Raw genomic sequence first — 15,425 nt, 5'->3', positions numbered from 1 at the left:
GCAGTGTTCAGCGTAAATGTATCAGACGCGACAGGCACTGAACACTCTGGAAGTGTTTGTTAGCGTTTCGTAGGTCTTTCGGAGCGGTCATCAGTACCCCGTTGAGCAGCCAGAAATTGTTAAGCTTAACGCACGGATGGCAGTATCCGGCCATGCCCCGAGTGACAACTGCTGACGATCTGCTGACAGAATATGCCTCTGGCGAGCGCAACTTTCAAGAATCCAACCTGGTGGGGGTGGACTTGGTGCGCTCCAACTTGCAAGGGGTGAATCTGAGAGGGGCCAACCTCTCCTTTGGCAAGCTGAGTGGCATTAACCTGCAGGAAGCCGATTTGCGCGGCGCCGATCTCAGCTTGGCCAACTTGATGGGGGCCAACCTCCGCGGGGCCAATCTTTGGGAAGCCAACTTGATCGGCGCGGATCTCAGCTTTGCCGACTTGCGGGAAGCCAACTTGCACGGTGCCTACCTTTGGGAAGCCAAGCTAACCCGTGCACAACTGCAGGGATCCGATCTAAGCGGGGCAAAAATCGGCGGAGCAGTGCTGACCGGCGCTGACCTCAGGGGGGCCATCCTACCTGACGGGAGTGTGCGGGCTTGAGCCACCCCCCCAGCAGACAAGGCAGAATGGAACTGTTGCGACGGGATCCCTGATGTTGCTGCTGTTCAACTTGGTCTTGACACTGCTGCTGGCTTTGGGAGTGGCAGTCCTGGCCGGACAAAACCCCACCACCCTGACCGTACACTTCTTGATGTGGCGCTCGGTGGAGCTGCCTTTGGGATTTCTCATTGCCGCGGCTGTCGGCTTGGGCCTGTTGACGGTGGGGCTGGGCTCTCTCCTCTGGCCTGGACGCAGCTTTTCTGCCACCGCCCGCCAATTACAAGAGCGGGTGCGCCAACTGGAAATGCAGGATCAACCGCCCCAATAACGGCCAATTCCCAAAGGGATCCCTCTGCTTTCTGGCTTTGGCTCAACAGCTTCGATCCCCTGCAATTCTACCTGCAATTCTATAGTTGACTTGACAATCTTGTCGCTGGCCCTAGGGAAAGCATGCTGGAATGGCCCACCGATGCGAGACTGGGCGTAAGCTGAGAAAGGATCCCTTCGCCGTCTGCTTGATCAGTGCGTATCTCCAACCGTAACCATGGCTTATTTCCAACCTACTTCCCCGGATAGCTCTCCCCAAGACCCACGGGCCCTGCGCAAAGCCCTGCGCGGATCCAGCACCTACTTTGCCAAGGGGTTTGAAGAACACAAGGATCAAGCTCAACTGGAGCTGCAAACCACCTACAAAAGCCCCCTTGTGGAGCAAATCCGCGCCCAGGCTTACCGCTATCAGCGGGGTGACATCACCATTCACCTGGCCAAAGCCTTTGGCTTTTGCTGGGGCGTGGAACGGGCGGTGGAATATGCTTATGAAGCGCGGCGACGCTTTCCGGATCGGCAACTGTGGATCACCAACGAGATCATCCACAACCCTCTGGTAAACCAGCACCTGAAGGAGATGGGGATCCGCTTTGTGGAGAAAGGCCCAGACGGCAAGAAGGACTTCTCTCAGATCCGGCCCCAAGATGTGGTGATCTGGCCTGCTTTTGGGGCAAGTGCATCGGAAATGGCGTTTTTTCGGTCGCAGGGCAATGAGATTGTCGATACCACCTGCCCCTGGGTTTCCCGCGTGTGGAACCAAGTGGACAAGCACCGCGCGGCCCAATTTACCTCTGTCATCCACGGCAAGTACAACCACGAGGAAACCGTAGCCACCAGCTCCTTTGCCGAAAAATATCTGGTGGTGCTGAACCTGGAAGAAGCAGAATGGGTCGCCCGCTACATTTTGCAGGGCGGAGATGCGGCAGAATTTCGGCGGCGCTTCGGCAAGGCCACTTCCCCCGGTTTTGATCCGGATCGCGATCTGGAGCGGATCGGCATCGCCAACCAAACCACGATGCTGGAAGGGGAGACCCGCGCCATTGCCAAGCTGTTTGAGACCACCATGCTGCGCAAATATGGCCCCCAGGAGTTAGACAACCACTTCATGAGCTTTAACACCATCTGCAATGCCACCCAAGAGCGGCAGGATGCCATGTTCGAGCTGCTCGAGCAGCCTTTGGATGTGGTGGTGGTGATCGGGGGGTTTAATTCCTCGAATACCACCCACCTGCAGGAAATTGCCCTGGCCAAGGGCCTGCCCTCCTTCCATATCGATGGTCCTGACTGCATCCAACCCAACAACCGCATCCGCCACAAGCCCCTTCACCAAGACCCGACAGTTACCGAAGGGTGGCTACCCGATGGGCCGGTGCAAATCGGCATTACCTCCGGTGCCTCTACCCCAGACCGCGTTGTCGAGGAGGTGATTCAACGCATCTTCGCCCTGCGTGAAGAACCCCGGCGGATCCCTGCCTAGGGATCCCTTCCCTCTTCCCTTTGAGCGTGCTCAACACCCTTTTTCAGGTTTATCCTCCCTTGCTGGGCTGGACGCTGCTGGGGTTTGCTCTCCAGAAGGGGCTGCCCGGCGGCTGGAATCGTTGGCTGGATCCCCACGCCTTGGGGCGATTCATGTTTTGGGTGGGAGTGCCCCTCAGCATTGTTGGGTTTATGCAGGGGGTGGATCTGTCGGGTCAAATCTGGGTTGCTCCCCTGATCTGCTGGCTGTCGGTGGGGCTGGGGTTTGCCTTGACCAGCGCTTGGCTGTGGTGGCAGCGCCACAGCTGTTGGAGCAGCGCCCAGCAGGGCAGCTTTCACCTGACCGCCACTCTGGGGAACACCGGGTATTTGGGCTATCCCATCTGTCTGGCTGTGGCCGGAAGGGCTTACTTTGGCTGGGCCCTGTTCTATGATCTGCTGGGCACTCTGTTCATGGCCTACGGGTTTGGCGTGTGGGTGGCCAGCCGCCACGGCAGTTCCCATGCCCAACCTTGGCAGGTGGGCCTCCACATTTTGCGCACCCCTGCTCTTTGGTCGTTTGCGATGGGCCTACTGCTGACCCGCGAACCCCTGCCGGGTTGGCTCTCTCAAGGGTTGGCGGCTTTTGCCTGGAGCATGATCCCGCTCAGTTTGATGATTTTGGGGATGCGGCTGGCCCAGGTGAAGCGCTGGGGATCCTTTCTTGCCGCCGGAGTGGCCCTCTTGATCAAAATTGTGATTGTGCCGCTCTTGGTGGGAATTGGCCTTGCCTTCACCCCCTACCCGCCTCTGGCCAAGCTGGTGCTGGTCCTGCAGAGCGGTATGCCCCCCGCCATCGCCACCCTGGTGCTCACGGAAGAATACGACTTGGATCGGGAAATTACCGTAACTGCCTTGGCCGTCGGGTACTTAGCCGCCTTGCTGACCTTGCCCCTCTGGCTGGGACTCTGGGGATCCTAATAGGCCAGGTGAGACAAGGTTTGCTCGAGGTAGCTATGCACCAGTTGATCCAGCTCTGCTTCCTGAGTGGGCAACTCCCGGCCCTGGAGCCATCCCCGAAAACCCGAGCTTTCCACAATGGCCTGCCGCAATGGCTTCCAAACTGCTTGCGTGCGCAGTGCTGTGAGGGCCTCTGGCTCGCTGGAGTGCTCCGCACCGCTGTTGCGAGCGTGAACGGAGCTGAGAGCAGGATTGGTCATGAGAAGAAGGTGAGTAGGAGTGATTCACCCTCAGAATAACTCGGATCCCAGTTGGCTTTGGCTCTCTAGGATACAAATCTCCCCCTCTGTTCTGAACAAGCCTTCTCTCAATCGCTCAGGCAAAACCAATCCATCACCATCAACCAACTGGCGCAAGAGGCCCAGGGATCCCTAAACAAACAGTTGGCTGCGCTGCTCGACCCGTAAAGTTGGCCCCAAGGCATTGAGAAGAGAGACGCCGTAGCTGCGGACGATAATGCGGCTATCCAAAATAGCCACCCATCGAGTGGGGGAGCTGGGGTCTTCTCCCGAATCAGAGCCTTGCCGCAGAGGCGCGACGGCCCGTTGCAACTGGGCAGCGGCCACCGGCAAAAGGTACTGACGGAACCAGTCCTGCTGGGTGCGTTGCAGATATTGCACCCGTCCGGCCACCCTTGGGTCTTCCACAGAAGGGAAAGGCAAAGTGGCGATCACCATCAGCTCAGGGCGCGGCAAGCCGGCCTTGTGGTGCAGCCAGTAGGGCCAGTCGCAGACCAAAATGCCCTTTTCGCCGGGGAACGGGCTGTTTACCCGCACCCGCGAGCCGAATTCGGCAGCCAAAGCCGCTCCCACCTGTGCTTGCAGAGGCTGATCCGACACCAACACCACCACGAAGCCCTGCGCCTGAGGGATCAAGTTTTTCAGCTCTTGCAGCAGGTGATCCTGAAATAGAGGGCTGTTGGGCAGGGGGAGGCGCGGCAAGTAAAGGGAAAGCTCCGCCCCGCCAGAACGTGGCCAACCCTCGCCTGAGGCAAACCGCAGCGGCGTCAGATCCGGCAAGCCCAACCGTCGCCGATAGGTTTCCGCCTGGCGATCCAGATCCAGCGCTTCCCCAATAATCACCACCGGCTGTGTGGCCCAAATGGGGGCCAACCAATCCTGCAGAGCCGCCGGGCTGTGGTGAAGGGTGAGGCGACCGGTTTCTCGGTCGGTTTCGGCCCACCAAATCCATTTGGAGACGGGATCCCCCTCAGAGCTGAGCCGCCGGCGGATTTGATCCCAGGGATCCGGCAGCCAGCCGGGGTAGCCTGTCACCAAAGACAGCACAGCATCCAGGTGAACCTGTTCATCCGCATGAAGCAGACAGCGGGAAAGAGGCCGCCGCAAAAGCTGCAGGGACAAATTGACCTGAACCTGGGAGAGCTGCTCCGCCTCGGCAGGGAAGATTTGCCGGAGCTGTTGCCAATGGCTGGCTTCCAGGGTCACCGTTAGCGCCTGGTAGGCCCAATCTTCCAGGTCTTCGGCTCCATCCAGGATCAAAGGGATCCCTGTTGGCACTTCCGAGGATCCCTTTCTCAGGCGAGCTTGCAGCCAATCCAGGGGATCCACCAACAGCAACCCCTGGAAATCGGGATCCGGCCAACGGTCTTTTTGCAGGACGGGCTTATGCAACTGCAGGGTGTGCTGTAGCCAGGGGATCTCTTCCCCCAAAATTTGCGCCTGCACAGGAGCTGTAGCGCAGAGCAAGGTGGGGTTGGGCCACATCAGGGCCGGCAGCAGATAACTGAGGCGGTGCTGACCCCCAGCAGGCACCTGGATCAAGGTGCTGCGACCCAACCGCAACCCTCGCGCCACCATGCGAGCCATCGTCAACTGGTGGGGCCACAGGGCTTCGGGAGACTGCCGCAAAAGCTGCCGCAACTGTTGGTGGACTTCAACCTCAATCACAGTTCAGTACGCCGGGGATCTGCCACAGACGGTGGAGTGAACTAGCCTATTCTAGGGTAGAGAAGAAAACCAAATCCCATCTCTGGGGTGAGCGATGTCTCTTCTTTCTGCTGTTCCCACAGAGGGCCAACCCGTTGCACAGACGGGATCCCTGCTTCTAGACCGCTCCGGGTGGGGCCGTTTGCGCATGAAGGGATCCCCAGGCTTGGACTATCTGCACAACCAAAGCACCCAAAATCTGAAGGCCCTCCAGCCAGGGCAGGGGGCCGACACGGTTTTCGTGACCCCCACCGCCGGCATCCTGGATTTGGCAACGGTGTACGTGGGAGAAGAAGACTGCTGGATCTGGACTTCACCCCAGCGGCGCAGCCTGCTGATGCAGAGTTTGGGGCGCATGCTGCCTTTGGTGCGGGGAGCACAGTTGAAAGATGAGACAGATCAGACCTTTGGTTTTGGATTGCTCGGCCCCCAGAGTCAGGCTCTCCTGGAGAAAGTGGTGAGCTCAGAAGAGATCCCGACCGGGCCCCATGAGCACCGCCCCGTGGAGATCCAGGGGATCCCTGTCCATCTGGCTTGTGGCACGGGTCTTGCCCAGCCGGGGTTTACCCTCTGGGGCACCATTGACCAGAAAGTCGCTCTTGAAGAATGCTTGCTCCAAGCCGGAGCCAAGCTGGCCCCACCTGAGCTGTGGGAAGTCCTCCGCCTAGAAGCGGGTCGCCCCGCCGCCGACCGAGAGCTGACCTCAGACTACAACCCCCTAGAAGCCGGCCTGTGGCGAGCTGTTTCCCTTGACAAAGGTTGCTACGTTGGCCAGGAAGTCTTGGCCAAGCAGGTAACCTACCGGCGCATTCGGCAAACTTTGTGGGGGATCCGCCTCCAAGGAGAAGCTCATCCTGGCACAGAGATTTTGCGGCAGGGGGAAAAGATTGGTTTACTGACCAGCGCGGGCTTGACTTCGCAAGGGTACCTGGGATTGGGATACGTGCGCACTAAATTCAATCCTGCCGAGGGGCTGGAAGTTGAAGTCGGCTCAGCGCCGGGAGTCCTGACCCGAATGCCGTTTTCCAGCTTCCCGCCTATTGTCTAGCATTATTTTTGCGGCAGAAAGCTCTCCTGCTTTGTAGAGAGAAAATGGGCAAAGGATTAAGAACTTACCAGTCAAAGTGGCGGCGAAAGCGGGGATCCCGTCGATCCTTTTTGCGTCGGTTACAGGTTTTGCACAACGTTTGCAGATTGCTGATGTCGTTGCTGCCCCCTTGGGCAATGGGGATGATGTGATCGATCTGAAGCTGAACCTCTGGGGGCGACTTTCCGCAACCGCGACAACGGAAGCCGTCTCTTTGGAAAACATACTCCCGCACGGCTGCTGGAATTAGAATCCTTTCGCCGGATTTTCTTTCTTTCATCGTTATTCATCCATACTGCGAAGATCGTCCAGTGGAGACTTTTCATCTAGAGGTTCTAATATCTCTTGGTCGGGTTCTTTTATCAGAAATTCAGGATTGTCAGGATAAAAGTCAATCGTAACTTCTACTCTTACTTTTACTCTACCGGTCTGCCAACCGTTAGTTTTAGGAGAAAGAATCGAGCATGGAACTCCTTTATGGAAAAAATGAACCTGATCTTCATAGGGAATACCTGTTTGTATCTCAGACGAACTCAAGTGACTGTCTAGTCCTCTTCCCATTTGGTCAAACTTCAGGAAATAAGAATTGATAGAATCGCAAAGCTTGGAAATCATGTAGACTTTCTGCTTATTGTTCTTGTTGATAAAAGTGATAACTCCGTCTCCCAGTTGGCTAAGATTAATGGATGTTTTTGTCATCTTATCGACCTCAAGACATAGAGACAACTTGAACAGCCCGTAAATCATCCAGTATAGAATCCTCTAGTTTTCTGGGAGCGCTATCTCCAGAATCTCTATATGGGTCATCAGGAACAAACTCGAGATAAACTTTGACTGATATCTTGCCAGAGATCCACGACTTTCTGGGCTGTAAGACTCTAGATTTTATTCCATCCACGAGCATTCTAATGTCCGCATAAACCTTTCTTGATTTAAGGTAACCGTTTGTCCGTAAAGTATCTGAAAGAAGGTAATTAATAATTGCACTATGCAAGCTACTTGGAAGGTAGACTTGATCACCAATTCCAACGACAGTTTCCCTATCATCTGACCTAAAAACTATCGGATCGACCACGGCATTGTCTCCTATTGCTAACAGACTTTACTGACTGACATCTCCCCGAATGTCATCCAAAAGAGATCCAATGCCTCCTGATCTGGAGGGCTGTCGAGCTCGCTAAAGCAATCTTGAGCTTGTTCAGAAAGATTATCTGACACTTGATCAACCTCCTGGATCAACCTCCTGGTGCATTTTTCCAGTTAAGTTATTCCTCACCTCCACGAAGGTCATCTAGAGGGGATTCACTGCCGCCCTCTGAGCCTGTATCCTCTGGCTCAAACTCTACAATGATCCGCAATCTGACTCTGCCTTTTTCCCAATCTTTCTTGCCTGGCACCAAGAGCTGACAAGCAAGTCCCTGCCCAAACCACTTCGCTTCTTGCAACAATTTTTCTTCTGGCTTGGGAGCAAGAAGGCTACTGGCAATGTTGAGCAAGTCTTCCGGCGGCAGGATCCCTGAGGATCTCAAGGCCGCAATGAACAAGCGATGCAGCTCTTCTTTCTTGGTCAAGTCCTCTTGGGCTGCTTTGACCAAGTTGGCAACCTTGAAAGTTTTCTCCCTTACAGAGAGGATCCCTTCTGGGTGCTGCTGCAGAGGTATCGATTTGGATCCCATGACTTTATCTGGATCAAGTGAAAGGCCAAAAACAAAGACAAGCCGCTCTATCTCAAATCATCGAGAATGCTATCCAACTCTGGAAAACTCTCGTCTATGGGTGTAGAACGACCAAGAGCGACTGCTTCGCTTGCATTGCTGTCACCTACTTGCTGTTCAGGAAGACTTGCCAAAATTTGAACTGACTCACCAACAGAGGAAGGTTCAGGACGAGTAATCAAGGGCAGCATCTCACGATTGAGGCCCAAAGCTTGCAAGCAGAGGTTGATCCCAGAAACAGCTTGGTTGTACTTGTCTATGCTTGCCTCCAGTTCTTTCAGCCGCTGTTGGTTAAGCGCAATTTTCTCTTCAGCCTCTTTCCTGAGAGTTGCTTCCATGAACTGCTTTGCTTCTGGGTACTTTTGTAAAATCTCATCGGCTACTTGCTTGGCAACCGGCAATAGCTGAGTTTTTAGAGTATTGTTGGTCTCTTGTCGGAAGCTAGAACGCACTGTCTGGCTAATTTTCGGCTCAAAGTCAAGCTTGAGTAATTGTCGGATTCCAGGCTCTGCGTCGCGAATAGCAGAGATGTCGTATGATTGGCTGGTTTGTCTTAGGACTTCTCGAAACTGGTAGATCGAGAATGTTCCTTCGTCGTAGAAGCGGGGACTTTCTCTGAGGTAGCGGTCGCACTCTTTTCGGGCACCATTGACAAGAGAACTCAAAGTTACCTCCTTAACCAAAAGAAGCTTTTTCTCCAAGTCCCCATCGGATCCCAGTAGGCGAAACAACTGCCTGTAGTAGCTCGAGCTGCGAACTTCATCAACAAGGCGACGAAAGAAGTTCTCTACAAGCGTGCTGGCTGATTCTACCAGGATGTCCTCTAGATGGTTGGACAAATAATAAAAGGCTTCGACCAATACAGCTAAGAATGGAGCTGTGGAGTTGCGGGGACGAATGCGAACGGCTTGACTGTAAACATTGTCCAACGAAAAAGTATCCAAAAGCTCATCTAGCCTCCGTACCATCCTAGTCTTCAATTTATGGAAATCGTTCTCAAATTCTTTGTTTTCTCCGTTAATAACTTTATTGACTACTGTCTGGATATGCTCGTCAAACTCTCGGCCGATACTGGCTAGCTGCTGATTGATCAGCGTCAGCTCATAGGAAATCATGCTGTCAATCTCTTTGGGCTGGCTATCAATGTCTCGGTAGAGATCTAGATAGGACTTCCTCATCTCGATGCAGAGAGGTTGCAAATCATCGGCCAGCGCGGAAAATAGCTGTGGCCGCTTTTCTTCCGTTAAATAACGAGTGATCCCAGCCCGAAAGTCTTCAATACCGCTATCTTTAATCATATACTCAATCAAAGGTTTTCCCCACTCCCTCAGAATCCGAACGTAGTTATTTATGGGTGTGTCGTACCCATGTACAGAAGGGCGGAACGGGGATCCAACCAACCTACCTGACGTGCAGTACTTGTTAAACTCGCTGACAAACTGGGGCGTTTCTTCCTCACCACCCAATTCTTTGATGCTTTCTGAAAAAATCGTATCCAGTCCAAATCGATCCTCGGGGGTAGTTGCCTTGATCTGGGAACCATAGAAGCCGAGAAGGCCGCTTGTCTTAAATACGCGGAGTTGACGAAACTGCTGGTCGATAATGTTTTCTAGTCTATGCTTTAGTTGTGCGTTGTACCAAGTCTCATCAATCCGGTTAAACACATAGAAGACGCGATCCCTGATGCTATCATTACTTTGAATATGCTCAATAAGCTCTGTCTCTTCCTTGGTCAGCTCACCCGTTGCAGCACACTTGAGAACGCAAACAACTGCGGACGTATCCGGATCGGCAATTTTTCGATAAGTACGCTCTGCATCCGCTTTGACTGGAGCATCGATCCCAGGAGTATCGACAATAACGTTTCCATCTTCCAGCAAGGGGTGGTGGCAATAGTATTCCACCTTTCGCAAAACTGCGCTATTGGCGCCGCGCCGGGCAAAACCCGCAGCTTCTCTTAGGTTGCCGAAGTTGAGCTGCTCCATTGAGAAAACTTTGTTCTCGGTAGGGTGAATTTTGTCCCGGTTCTGCTGGAAACCTGTAATCAACAAGCGAAGTGCATCCGCCTGCTTCGCCCGCTCTGACTTGCTTTTGCCTCCCTCCTGCTGAATAATAGCCTCAGCACGCTCCTTCAGGGGATTCAGTGCAGTGTCTTCCAGCCTGCTGAGTGACGGAGCCAAGTTTAGGAAAGCGCAGAAGGCGGTCATCTGTTCTTGCACTTCCTGCTCGCTAAGAAAAGTGAGCACTACCCTCTCCGCATTTGGCTCTGCGTAGGCGATGTAGCACTCTGTCCCTGTGGCGTGCCCTTCGGCGCTGTAGAGAAGCTCTCTTTCTAAGAGGGCATTGATTAGCATAGACTTGCCAGCACTGAAAGCACCGGCAAAGACAATCTCGAAGGTTGGAGAAATAGCTTTGCTGAGGGAAGCTTGAATCCGAGTGGTATCTTGCTTGCCTGAAAAAGTGGAATCCTGATGCCAGAGTTGCAGGATAGCTTCAACCTGATCTTTCAAGTTCTCACACTGAGGCAGGAGCTTTACAGACATAAGAGAGCAATCTCCGCAGAGGCTGCCGGGATTATAACTTGCCTATGCTTGAGGTGAGGATTCCTACAACAATTTTCTTCAGTCCCGGAGCTGTGTGGCTATATGTGCATACACGTGAAGAGAGAAGAGCAGAACTCCCCAGACCGACATAGCAAAAAGGCTTAGGTCGTTGACCCAAGCCCGCCTCAGCATACTCATACCAGATGCCAGGAACCAGACTTGAACTGGTGACACGAGGATTTTCAGTCCTCTGCTCTACCAACTGAGCTATCCCGGCTCTGGACCTACTATATTACGATGTCGAGGGGGGTTTTGACAACTGGTGGCGCCCCCAATTTAGCCAATCAATTTCTCCAAAGCCTCCATCTGGGGGATGCAGAGAACATCTCGAGTGCGATCCCGGCGGATCAGCTCCTCTTGCTCCAGCTTGGACAGGACGCGAGTGACCGTTTCCCGGGCTAGGCCACTTAGGCTGCTCAGCTCCCGATGGGGCAAGTTGGGGATCTCTACGCCACTTCGGCTAACCCGGCCACGGGATTCGGCCAAAAACAGCAGGATATCGGCAACACGGGCCGTACTACTGGCCTCGCGCAACTGCAGACGACGGTTGATCTGCCGTAAGCGGCGCGACATGAGCTGAGCAAGGCGGATGCCGGCCTGAGGATCAGAAGCCAAAAAAGCCAGGAAGTGTTGGGCCGACAGACAACCGACTTTGGTGGCGGTTAGGGCTACAACGTCGGTAGAACGAGGCGCTTCGTCCAAAGCAGCCATTTCCCCGAAGATTTCCCCTGGACCAAGAATGGTGAGGGTGATCTCCCGGCCTTCGAGATCATGGGTGCGAATCTTGACCCACCCTTCCAGGATGAAATAAACGGCGTTACCCCAGTCATTTTGTAACAAGATGGCCTGGTTGACCGGGTGGGAGCGCAACGACATTTGCCCGGCCAGAGGCTCTAGCCTCTCAGGAGGAAAGCCCTCGAACAGGAGCATCAGGCGAAGGTCATCTGGAGTTACATCGCTCACCGTGGGATCCTCCTGCACGTGGTCAGTTCTGGTTGAGTGGGATGGGAAAAGGGTAGGCCTGGAAAGCCCCCCTGCTCCCCAGCCTACAGCCCGCCAGGGCGAACTGCGTAGCGATAGGGCAGGGCTTTAGACCCAATTTTTACCGCTACTTTGGAAAGGGATCCCTGCACAACAAAAGCTGCTGCCATCCTCTAGCCCAGAAACGGCAAAATCCATCTTGCTGATAGCAATTTTCTCGAGTTTGTGCAGTTTGAGTCGAGATCTAGACCTGCTGAAGTTGAGATGGCCAATCTTGGCTGGTATCCAAAACCTTTAAAAAAGGCCGTTCCGAATCGGAAAAATCCTGCCAGTGGGCCTGCTGTTGGGAGAGCATCTCGGCGGTGGCATCGGCAATGTCGGCAGAGGGCTGCTGATCTCCATCGCTGGAACCAGCTGGGGCCAAGAGGGGTTGAGGAGCTGGGCTGCGGCGTTGCAGGCGCTCCCGCAAAACAGGTTCAGGGGCGTAGCAGTGGAGGATGCGCAGTGGGATCCCTTGGCGTTGGGCCTGATCAATGGCCATCCCCCGCAGGGCTTGCCGGTCAAACTTGGCGTCCAGAATCACGGTGTAGCCTTCCTGGGCCAGCTCTACTCCCAACTGCACCAAGCGGCGGTAGGTTTTATCGGTCATCTCCGGGGTATAAACCTCCGGCCCCCCCCGTTGCCGCAGAGGGATCCCGGCCAAATGCTTGCGCACCGCATCGGAGCGAATGTGAATGGCTCCCCGCTGACGGGCCAAGTGGCGGGCTACCGTGCTTTTGCCGGATCCCGACAATCCCGACATCAGGAACAACTGCCCCCGCTTGGGGAGGGTGTATTCCCAGGCAAGACGGTAATAGCGGGCGGCGGTGCTAAAGGCTGTGGCCTTGGCTTCCTCTGCTGCAGTGGGATCCTCCAGCAAAAAAGAGGTGACCTTGGCCCGCACGTAGGCCTGCCGATTGAGGTAAATAGGCAAGATCTTCAACCCTTCCCAATCTCCGGTTTCTTCCAGGTAGGTGTTCAAATAGGCGTTTCCCAGATCGGGGCGATGGCGGGCATCCAAATCCATCACCCCATAGGATATGTCGTACATGACATCCACAAAGCGGAAGGCTTCGTTGAACTCGATGCAATCAAAAAGCAGGATCTTCCCTTCCCAAAAACAGATGTTGCCTAGGTGCAGGTCTCCGTGGCATTCACGAATGCGGTTTTGTTCTATTCTTTGTTGAAACAGCTCCTGCCGCTCAGCAAAAAAGCGATCGGTGTAGGCTTGGGTTTCTCGATATTGCTGAGCCGTTTGCAGGCCGCCGATGTAGCGCTGGGTTTGGGCGTAATTCTCGTCAAAGGCTTCTCGCACCCGTTCTGGCCGGCCAAAGCTGCGGATGTAATCGTTGGTCTCGGTTTGGGCGTGAAACCTCGCCACCACCCGCCCCAGCTCCTCCATCAAGGCCGGCGTCAGCTCTCCCCGCTCAAACAGGTTGCTGAACAGTTGCTCTTGGGGAAATTGCCGCATTTGCAGAGCGTATTCTACAGGCTCGCCGCTGCCGTTGAGCTGAAATCGGCCATCGGTCTGGACAATGGGCAAAACTTGCAGATAGAGGCCGGGAGCGCCGCGCTGGTTCATGCGCAACTCTTCTTGGCAAAAGTGGCGTCGCTTCTCCAGAGTGGTGAAGTTCAAAAAGCCAAAGTCCAAAGGCTTTTTCACTTTATAGGCATAGTCGCCTGTCAGCAGAATATAGGAAATGTGGGTTTGAATAAGCCGAATGGGATCCTGTACCGGATGAGGGTAGAAGGCGGGATCCAGCATCGCTTGGATCAAGGGGGGCAGGTGGGTATCGACCATGAAAAACGATAGAGATGGAAAAAGGGCTTGGACGGGGATCCCTATCTTCCGCCGACAGAGCAGATTGTCCTCCACCTATTCCTTAAAGGGCAAGGCGGCTTCTTGGGGGGAAAGACGGATGAGGCTGATCCCCTGCTGAATTAGCGTATCTTGAGCAGCACCGGAAAGAGCGTAGGGCCAGACCAGATATTTGGTGTTGATGTAGTCTTGTCCGCGCTTGGCCAGGTTCACCTGTTCCGAGAGCATGCGCACATCTGGCCCGCGGCTGATGGTGGCTTCGGCCCGGCGGATGCGCTGCATCAGTTGGCTGAACAGCTCTTGGGGCTGCTGCACAAACACCACAATGGCCAAGTCACAGGGGTTGTAATAGTTGCCGATGCCGCAGAGGAGCAGGGCTTCACTGGAGAGAACAAGGGTTTCTTGGTCTCCCAAGGCCACCACCGGATACAGAAAGGTGCGCACATCTTCCAGTTGCCAGTGGTTGAAAGAACGGCTGTCCACCTCCCCCCGCACCCAAGAGGAGATGGCAGGAAAAACCGCTTCGCTCAACAGCCGATAGGCCGTTTGCGGTCGTCCCAGCCAGCAGAGAGCATTTTCGTAGAAGCTCTCGTTCTCCAGCAGGTGGGGGGTGAGAGGAGCAACCATGGGCAGATCCTCAATGGGCTTTCTCCAGCATGCCTACTCGGGGATGGTTAAGGCAATTTTGCCCAGAACGGATCCCTGCTCCAGCAACCGGTGGGCGGCAGCCGCTTCGGCCAGAGGAAAGGTGTGGCTGAGCTGGATCCGCAGTTGGCCTTGGTCGATGAGGCGGGCACATTGCCTGAGGATTTCCGCCTGATTTTGTTGGGCGTTGGTCAGGCTTTTCAGCATCGGGGTGAGCATCAGCTCAAATCCCACCCGCAAGTTGCGGTCGCGAGCCACCCGCCAGTCGATCTCTGGGGCCGGGGCCAGCAGGGTGACGATATCTCCGTACACGCGCACTGCGGGGAAGGTCTGCTCCAATAGCTTGCCGCCCAAGGTATCTAGGGCAAGATCCACCCCCTCTCCCCCTGTCCAGTCCAAAACGGCGCGCACAAAGTCTGTCTGCCGGTAGAAGATGGGCAAGCCGGCGCCTAGGGAACGGACAAACTCCGCCTTTTCCAGGGTGCTCACGGTGGTGGCCACTTTGGATCCCCGTAGACGGGCCAGTTGAATGGCCACATGGCCAACTCCACCCGCTCCCCCGTGGATGAGCACACTTTGGCCGGCCTGGAGACGCCCCCGGTCGTAAAGCGCTTCCCAGGCGGTGATCAGCACCAGCGGGGCAGCGGCAGCTTCTGCAAAGCTCAGAGTTCTGGGCTTGGGGGCCACAAAACGCTCGTCCACCACGATCAGCTCGGCGTAATTCCCCGCCTGCCTGCCCAGACCCCCGTGGCAGAAGTACACCTCGTCTCCCACTGTAAAGTGCCTAACTCCGGATCCCACGGCTTCCACAACGCCGGCACCGTCACACCCCAAAATGGCGGGCATCTCCTCTGGATAAAAGGTGCCCCGTCGCCGCAGCTTGGTGTCGATGGGGTTGACGCCGGCTGCTCTCAGGCGGATGCGCAGCTCCCGCTCGCCGCGAATTTGGGGCTCAGGTACTTCTCGGAGCTGCAGAACCTCTGGCCCGCCGGGCACACTCATGACTACGGCTTTCATGCGCTCAAGTTGTCAGCTTCAGTTGGGTTGGCCCGCTCAAAAGATGCAGGGTAGAGTTTGTTCTGGTGATGAGAAGATGGGCATCTCCCCATTGGGGTGTTGCTTTGCAACCCTGCGGAGTCTTGCAGCTGCTCTCTAGCCTATTTTAGCTAAACCGCCGAGAAGCCCCGCG

At 55.2% G+C, this 15,425-nt stretch carries 16 protein-coding genes and 1 tRNA gene; 5 read left to right on the top strand and 12 right to left on the bottom strand.

Annotated features, from left to right (window positions below):
- Positions 1–152 precede the first annotated feature (152 nt).
- The 4 genes from NW818_RS03545 to NW818_RS03530 all read left to right on the top strand — a co-directional run bounded on the left by NW818_RS03545 (position 153) and on the right by NW818_RS03530 (position 3,362).
- On the top strand, positions 153–599 hold the full coding sequence (locus NW818_RS03545) for a pentapeptide repeat-containing protein (RefSeq protein ID WP_414423844.1): 447 nt from the start codon (positions 153–155) through the stop codon (positions 597–599).
- A 52-nt stretch (positions 600–651) separates the two neighbouring features.
- Positions 652–927 carry a lipopolysaccharide assembly protein LapA domain-containing protein gene (locus tag NW818_RS03540; protein WP_011434193.1) on the top strand — a complete coding sequence of 92 codons (276 nt, stop codon included), beginning with the start codon at positions 652–654 and terminating at the stop codon, positions 925–927.
- A gap of 216 nt (positions 928–1,143) precedes the next feature.
- Positions 1,144–2,403 (top strand): 4-hydroxy-3-methylbut-2-enyl diphosphate reductase, encoded by a 1,260-nt coding sequence (locus NW818_RS03535; protein WP_414423843.1) that lies wholly within the window; start codon positions 1,144–1,146, stop codon positions 2,401–2,403.
- A gap of 26 nt (positions 2,404–2,429) precedes the next feature.
- Positions 2,430–3,362 carry an AEC family transporter gene (locus tag NW818_RS03530; RefSeq protein WP_414423842.1) on the top strand — a complete coding sequence of 311 codons (933 nt, stop codon included), beginning with the start codon at positions 2,430–2,432 and terminating at the stop codon, positions 3,360–3,362.
- On the opposite strand, the gene NW818_RS03525 is transcribed toward NW818_RS03530, so the two are convergent.
- Together NW818_RS03525 and NW818_RS03520 are read right to left on the bottom strand one after the other, a co-directional pair.
- Entirely contained in the window at positions 3,359–3,601 is a 243-nt protein-coding gene (locus NW818_RS03525; RefSeq protein WP_414423841.1) for a hypothetical protein, read from the bottom strand. The two genes, NW818_RS03530 and NW818_RS03525, sit on opposite strands and share 4 nt — an antisense overlap.
- A 171-nt stretch (positions 3,602–3,772) precedes the next feature.
- Positions 3,773–5,308, bottom strand: coding sequence for a hypothetical protein (locus tag NW818_RS03520; RefSeq protein ID WP_414423840.1), 1,536 nt, complete (start codon positions 5,306–5,308; stop codon positions 3,773–3,775).
- A 94-nt stretch (positions 5,309–5,402) separates the two neighbouring features.
- On the opposite strand from NW818_RS03520, the gene NW818_RS03515 reads away from it, so the two are divergent.
- Positions 5,403–6,395, top strand: a complete 993-nt coding sequence (locus tag NW818_RS03515; RefSeq protein WP_414423839.1) for a YgfZ/GcvT domain-containing protein — start codon at positions 5,403–5,405, stop codon at positions 6,393–6,395.
- 64 nt (positions 6,396–6,459) lie between these two features.
- On the opposite strand, the gene NW818_RS03510 is transcribed toward NW818_RS03515, so the two are convergent.
- The 10 genes from NW818_RS03510 to NW818_RS03465 all read right to left on the bottom strand — a co-directional run bounded on the left by NW818_RS03510 (position 6,460) and on the right by NW818_RS03465 (position 15,253).
- The gene (locus NW818_RS03510; protein WP_011430012.1) at positions 6,460–6,714 is read right to left on the bottom strand and encodes an HNH endonuclease; all 255 of its coding nucleotides are present in this window, start codon (positions 6,712–6,714) and stop codon (positions 6,460–6,462) included.
- 2 nt (positions 6,715–6,716) lie between these two features.
- Positions 6,717–7,133, bottom strand: coding sequence for a KGK domain-containing protein (locus NW818_RS03505; RefSeq protein ID WP_414422539.1), 417 nt, complete (start codon positions 7,131–7,133; stop codon positions 6,717–6,719).
- A 10-nt stretch (positions 7,134–7,143) separates the two neighbouring features.
- On the bottom strand, positions 7,144–7,509 hold the full coding sequence (locus tag NW818_RS03500) for a KGK domain-containing protein (protein WP_414423838.1): 366 nt from the start codon (positions 7,507–7,509) through the stop codon (positions 7,144–7,146).
- Between the two features lie 190 nt (positions 7,510–7,699).
- Positions 7,700–8,110: a KGK domain-containing protein gene (locus NW818_RS03495; RefSeq protein ID WP_414413763.1), complete on the bottom strand. Its 411-nt coding sequence runs from the start codon at positions 8,108–8,110 to the stop codon at positions 7,700–7,702.
- A gap of 47 nt (positions 8,111–8,157) precedes the next feature.
- On the bottom strand, positions 8,158–10,659 hold the full coding sequence (locus NW818_RS03490) for a dynamin family protein (RefSeq protein ID WP_414423837.1): 2,502 nt from the start codon (positions 10,657–10,659) through the stop codon (positions 8,158–8,160).
- Between the two features lie 237 nt (positions 10,660–10,896).
- A tRNA-Phe gene (locus NW818_RS03485) sits at positions 10,897–10,969 on the bottom strand.
- Between the two features lie 59 nt (positions 10,970–11,028).
- Entirely contained in the window at positions 11,029–11,682 is a 654-nt protein-coding gene (locus NW818_RS03480; RefSeq protein WP_414357107.1) for a Crp/Fnr family transcriptional regulator, read from the bottom strand.
- A 295-nt stretch (positions 11,683–11,977) separates the two neighbouring features.
- Entirely contained in the window at positions 11,978–13,573 is a 1,596-nt protein-coding gene (locus NW818_RS03475; RefSeq protein ID WP_414423845.1) for an AAA family ATPase, read from the bottom strand.
- 75 nt (positions 13,574–13,648) lie between these two features.
- Positions 13,649–14,218 (bottom strand): hypothetical protein, encoded by a 570-nt coding sequence (locus tag NW818_RS03470; protein ID WP_414399775.1) that lies wholly within the window; start codon positions 14,216–14,218, stop codon positions 13,649–13,651.
- Positions 14,219–14,251: 33 nt separating this feature from the next.
- Positions 14,252–15,253 (bottom strand): zinc-dependent alcohol dehydrogenase family protein, encoded by a 1,002-nt coding sequence (locus NW818_RS03465; protein ID WP_414423836.1) that lies wholly within the window; start codon positions 15,251–15,253, stop codon positions 14,252–14,254.
- Positions 15,254–15,425: the final 172 nt, after the last annotated feature.

The sequence above is a fragment of the Synechococcus sp. R6-5 genome (assembly GCF_047461775.1).
Taxonomy (GTDB): Bacteria; Cyanobacteriota; Cyanobacteriia; order Thermostichales; family Thermostichaceae; genus Thermostichus.
Note: the sequence above shows the minus strand (reverse complement) of the source record. Positions and strands in the feature narration are given on the sequence as shown.

Bases quoted from the DNA above. Each gene is read 5' to 3' on its own strand.
- NW818_RS03465 (WP_414423836.1), bottom strand. From the start codon at position 15,253: ATGAAAGCCGTAGTCATGAGTGTGCCCGGCGGGCCAGAGGTTCTGCAG.
- NW818_RS03540 (WP_011434193.1), top strand. From the start codon at position 652: ATGTTGCTGCTGTTCAACTTGGTCTTGACACTGCTGCTGGCTTTGGGA.
- NW818_RS03525 (WP_414423841.1), bottom strand. From the start codon at position 3,601: ATGACCAATCCTGCTCTCAGCTCCGTTCACGCTCGCAACAGCGGTGCG.
- NW818_RS03515 (WP_414423839.1), top strand. From the start codon at position 5,403: ATGTCTCTTCTTTCTGCTGTTCCCACAGAGGGCCAACCCGTTGCACAG.
- NW818_RS03510 (WP_011430012.1), bottom strand. From the start codon at position 6,714: ATGAAAGAAAGAAAATCCGGCGAAAGGATTCTAATTCCAGCAGCCGTG.
- NW818_RS03495 (WP_414413763.1), bottom strand. From the start codon at position 8,110: ATGGGATCCAAATCGATACCTCTGCAGCAGCACCCAGAAGGGATCCTC.
- NW818_RS03545 (WP_414423844.1), top strand. From the start codon at position 153: ATGCCCCGAGTGACAACTGCTGACGATCTGCTGACAGAATATGCCTCT.
- NW818_RS03505 (WP_414422539.1), bottom strand. From the start codon at position 7,133: ATGACAAAAACATCCATTAATCTTAGCCAACTGGGAGACGGAGTTATC.
- NW818_RS03475 (WP_414423845.1), bottom strand. From the start codon at position 13,573: ATGGTCGATACCCACCTGCCCCCCTTGATCCAAGCGATGCTGGATCCC.
- NW818_RS03535 (WP_414423843.1), top strand. From the start codon at position 1,144: ATGGCTTATTTCCAACCTACTTCCCCGGATAGCTCTCCCCAAGACCCA.
- NW818_RS03480 (WP_414357107.1), bottom strand. From the start codon at position 11,682: ATGCTCCTGTTCGAGGGCTTTCCTCCTGAGAGGCTAGAGCCTCTGGCC.
- NW818_RS03470 (WP_414399775.1), bottom strand. From the start codon at position 14,218: ATGGTTGCTCCTCTCACCCCCCACCTGCTGGAGAACGAGAGCTTCTAC.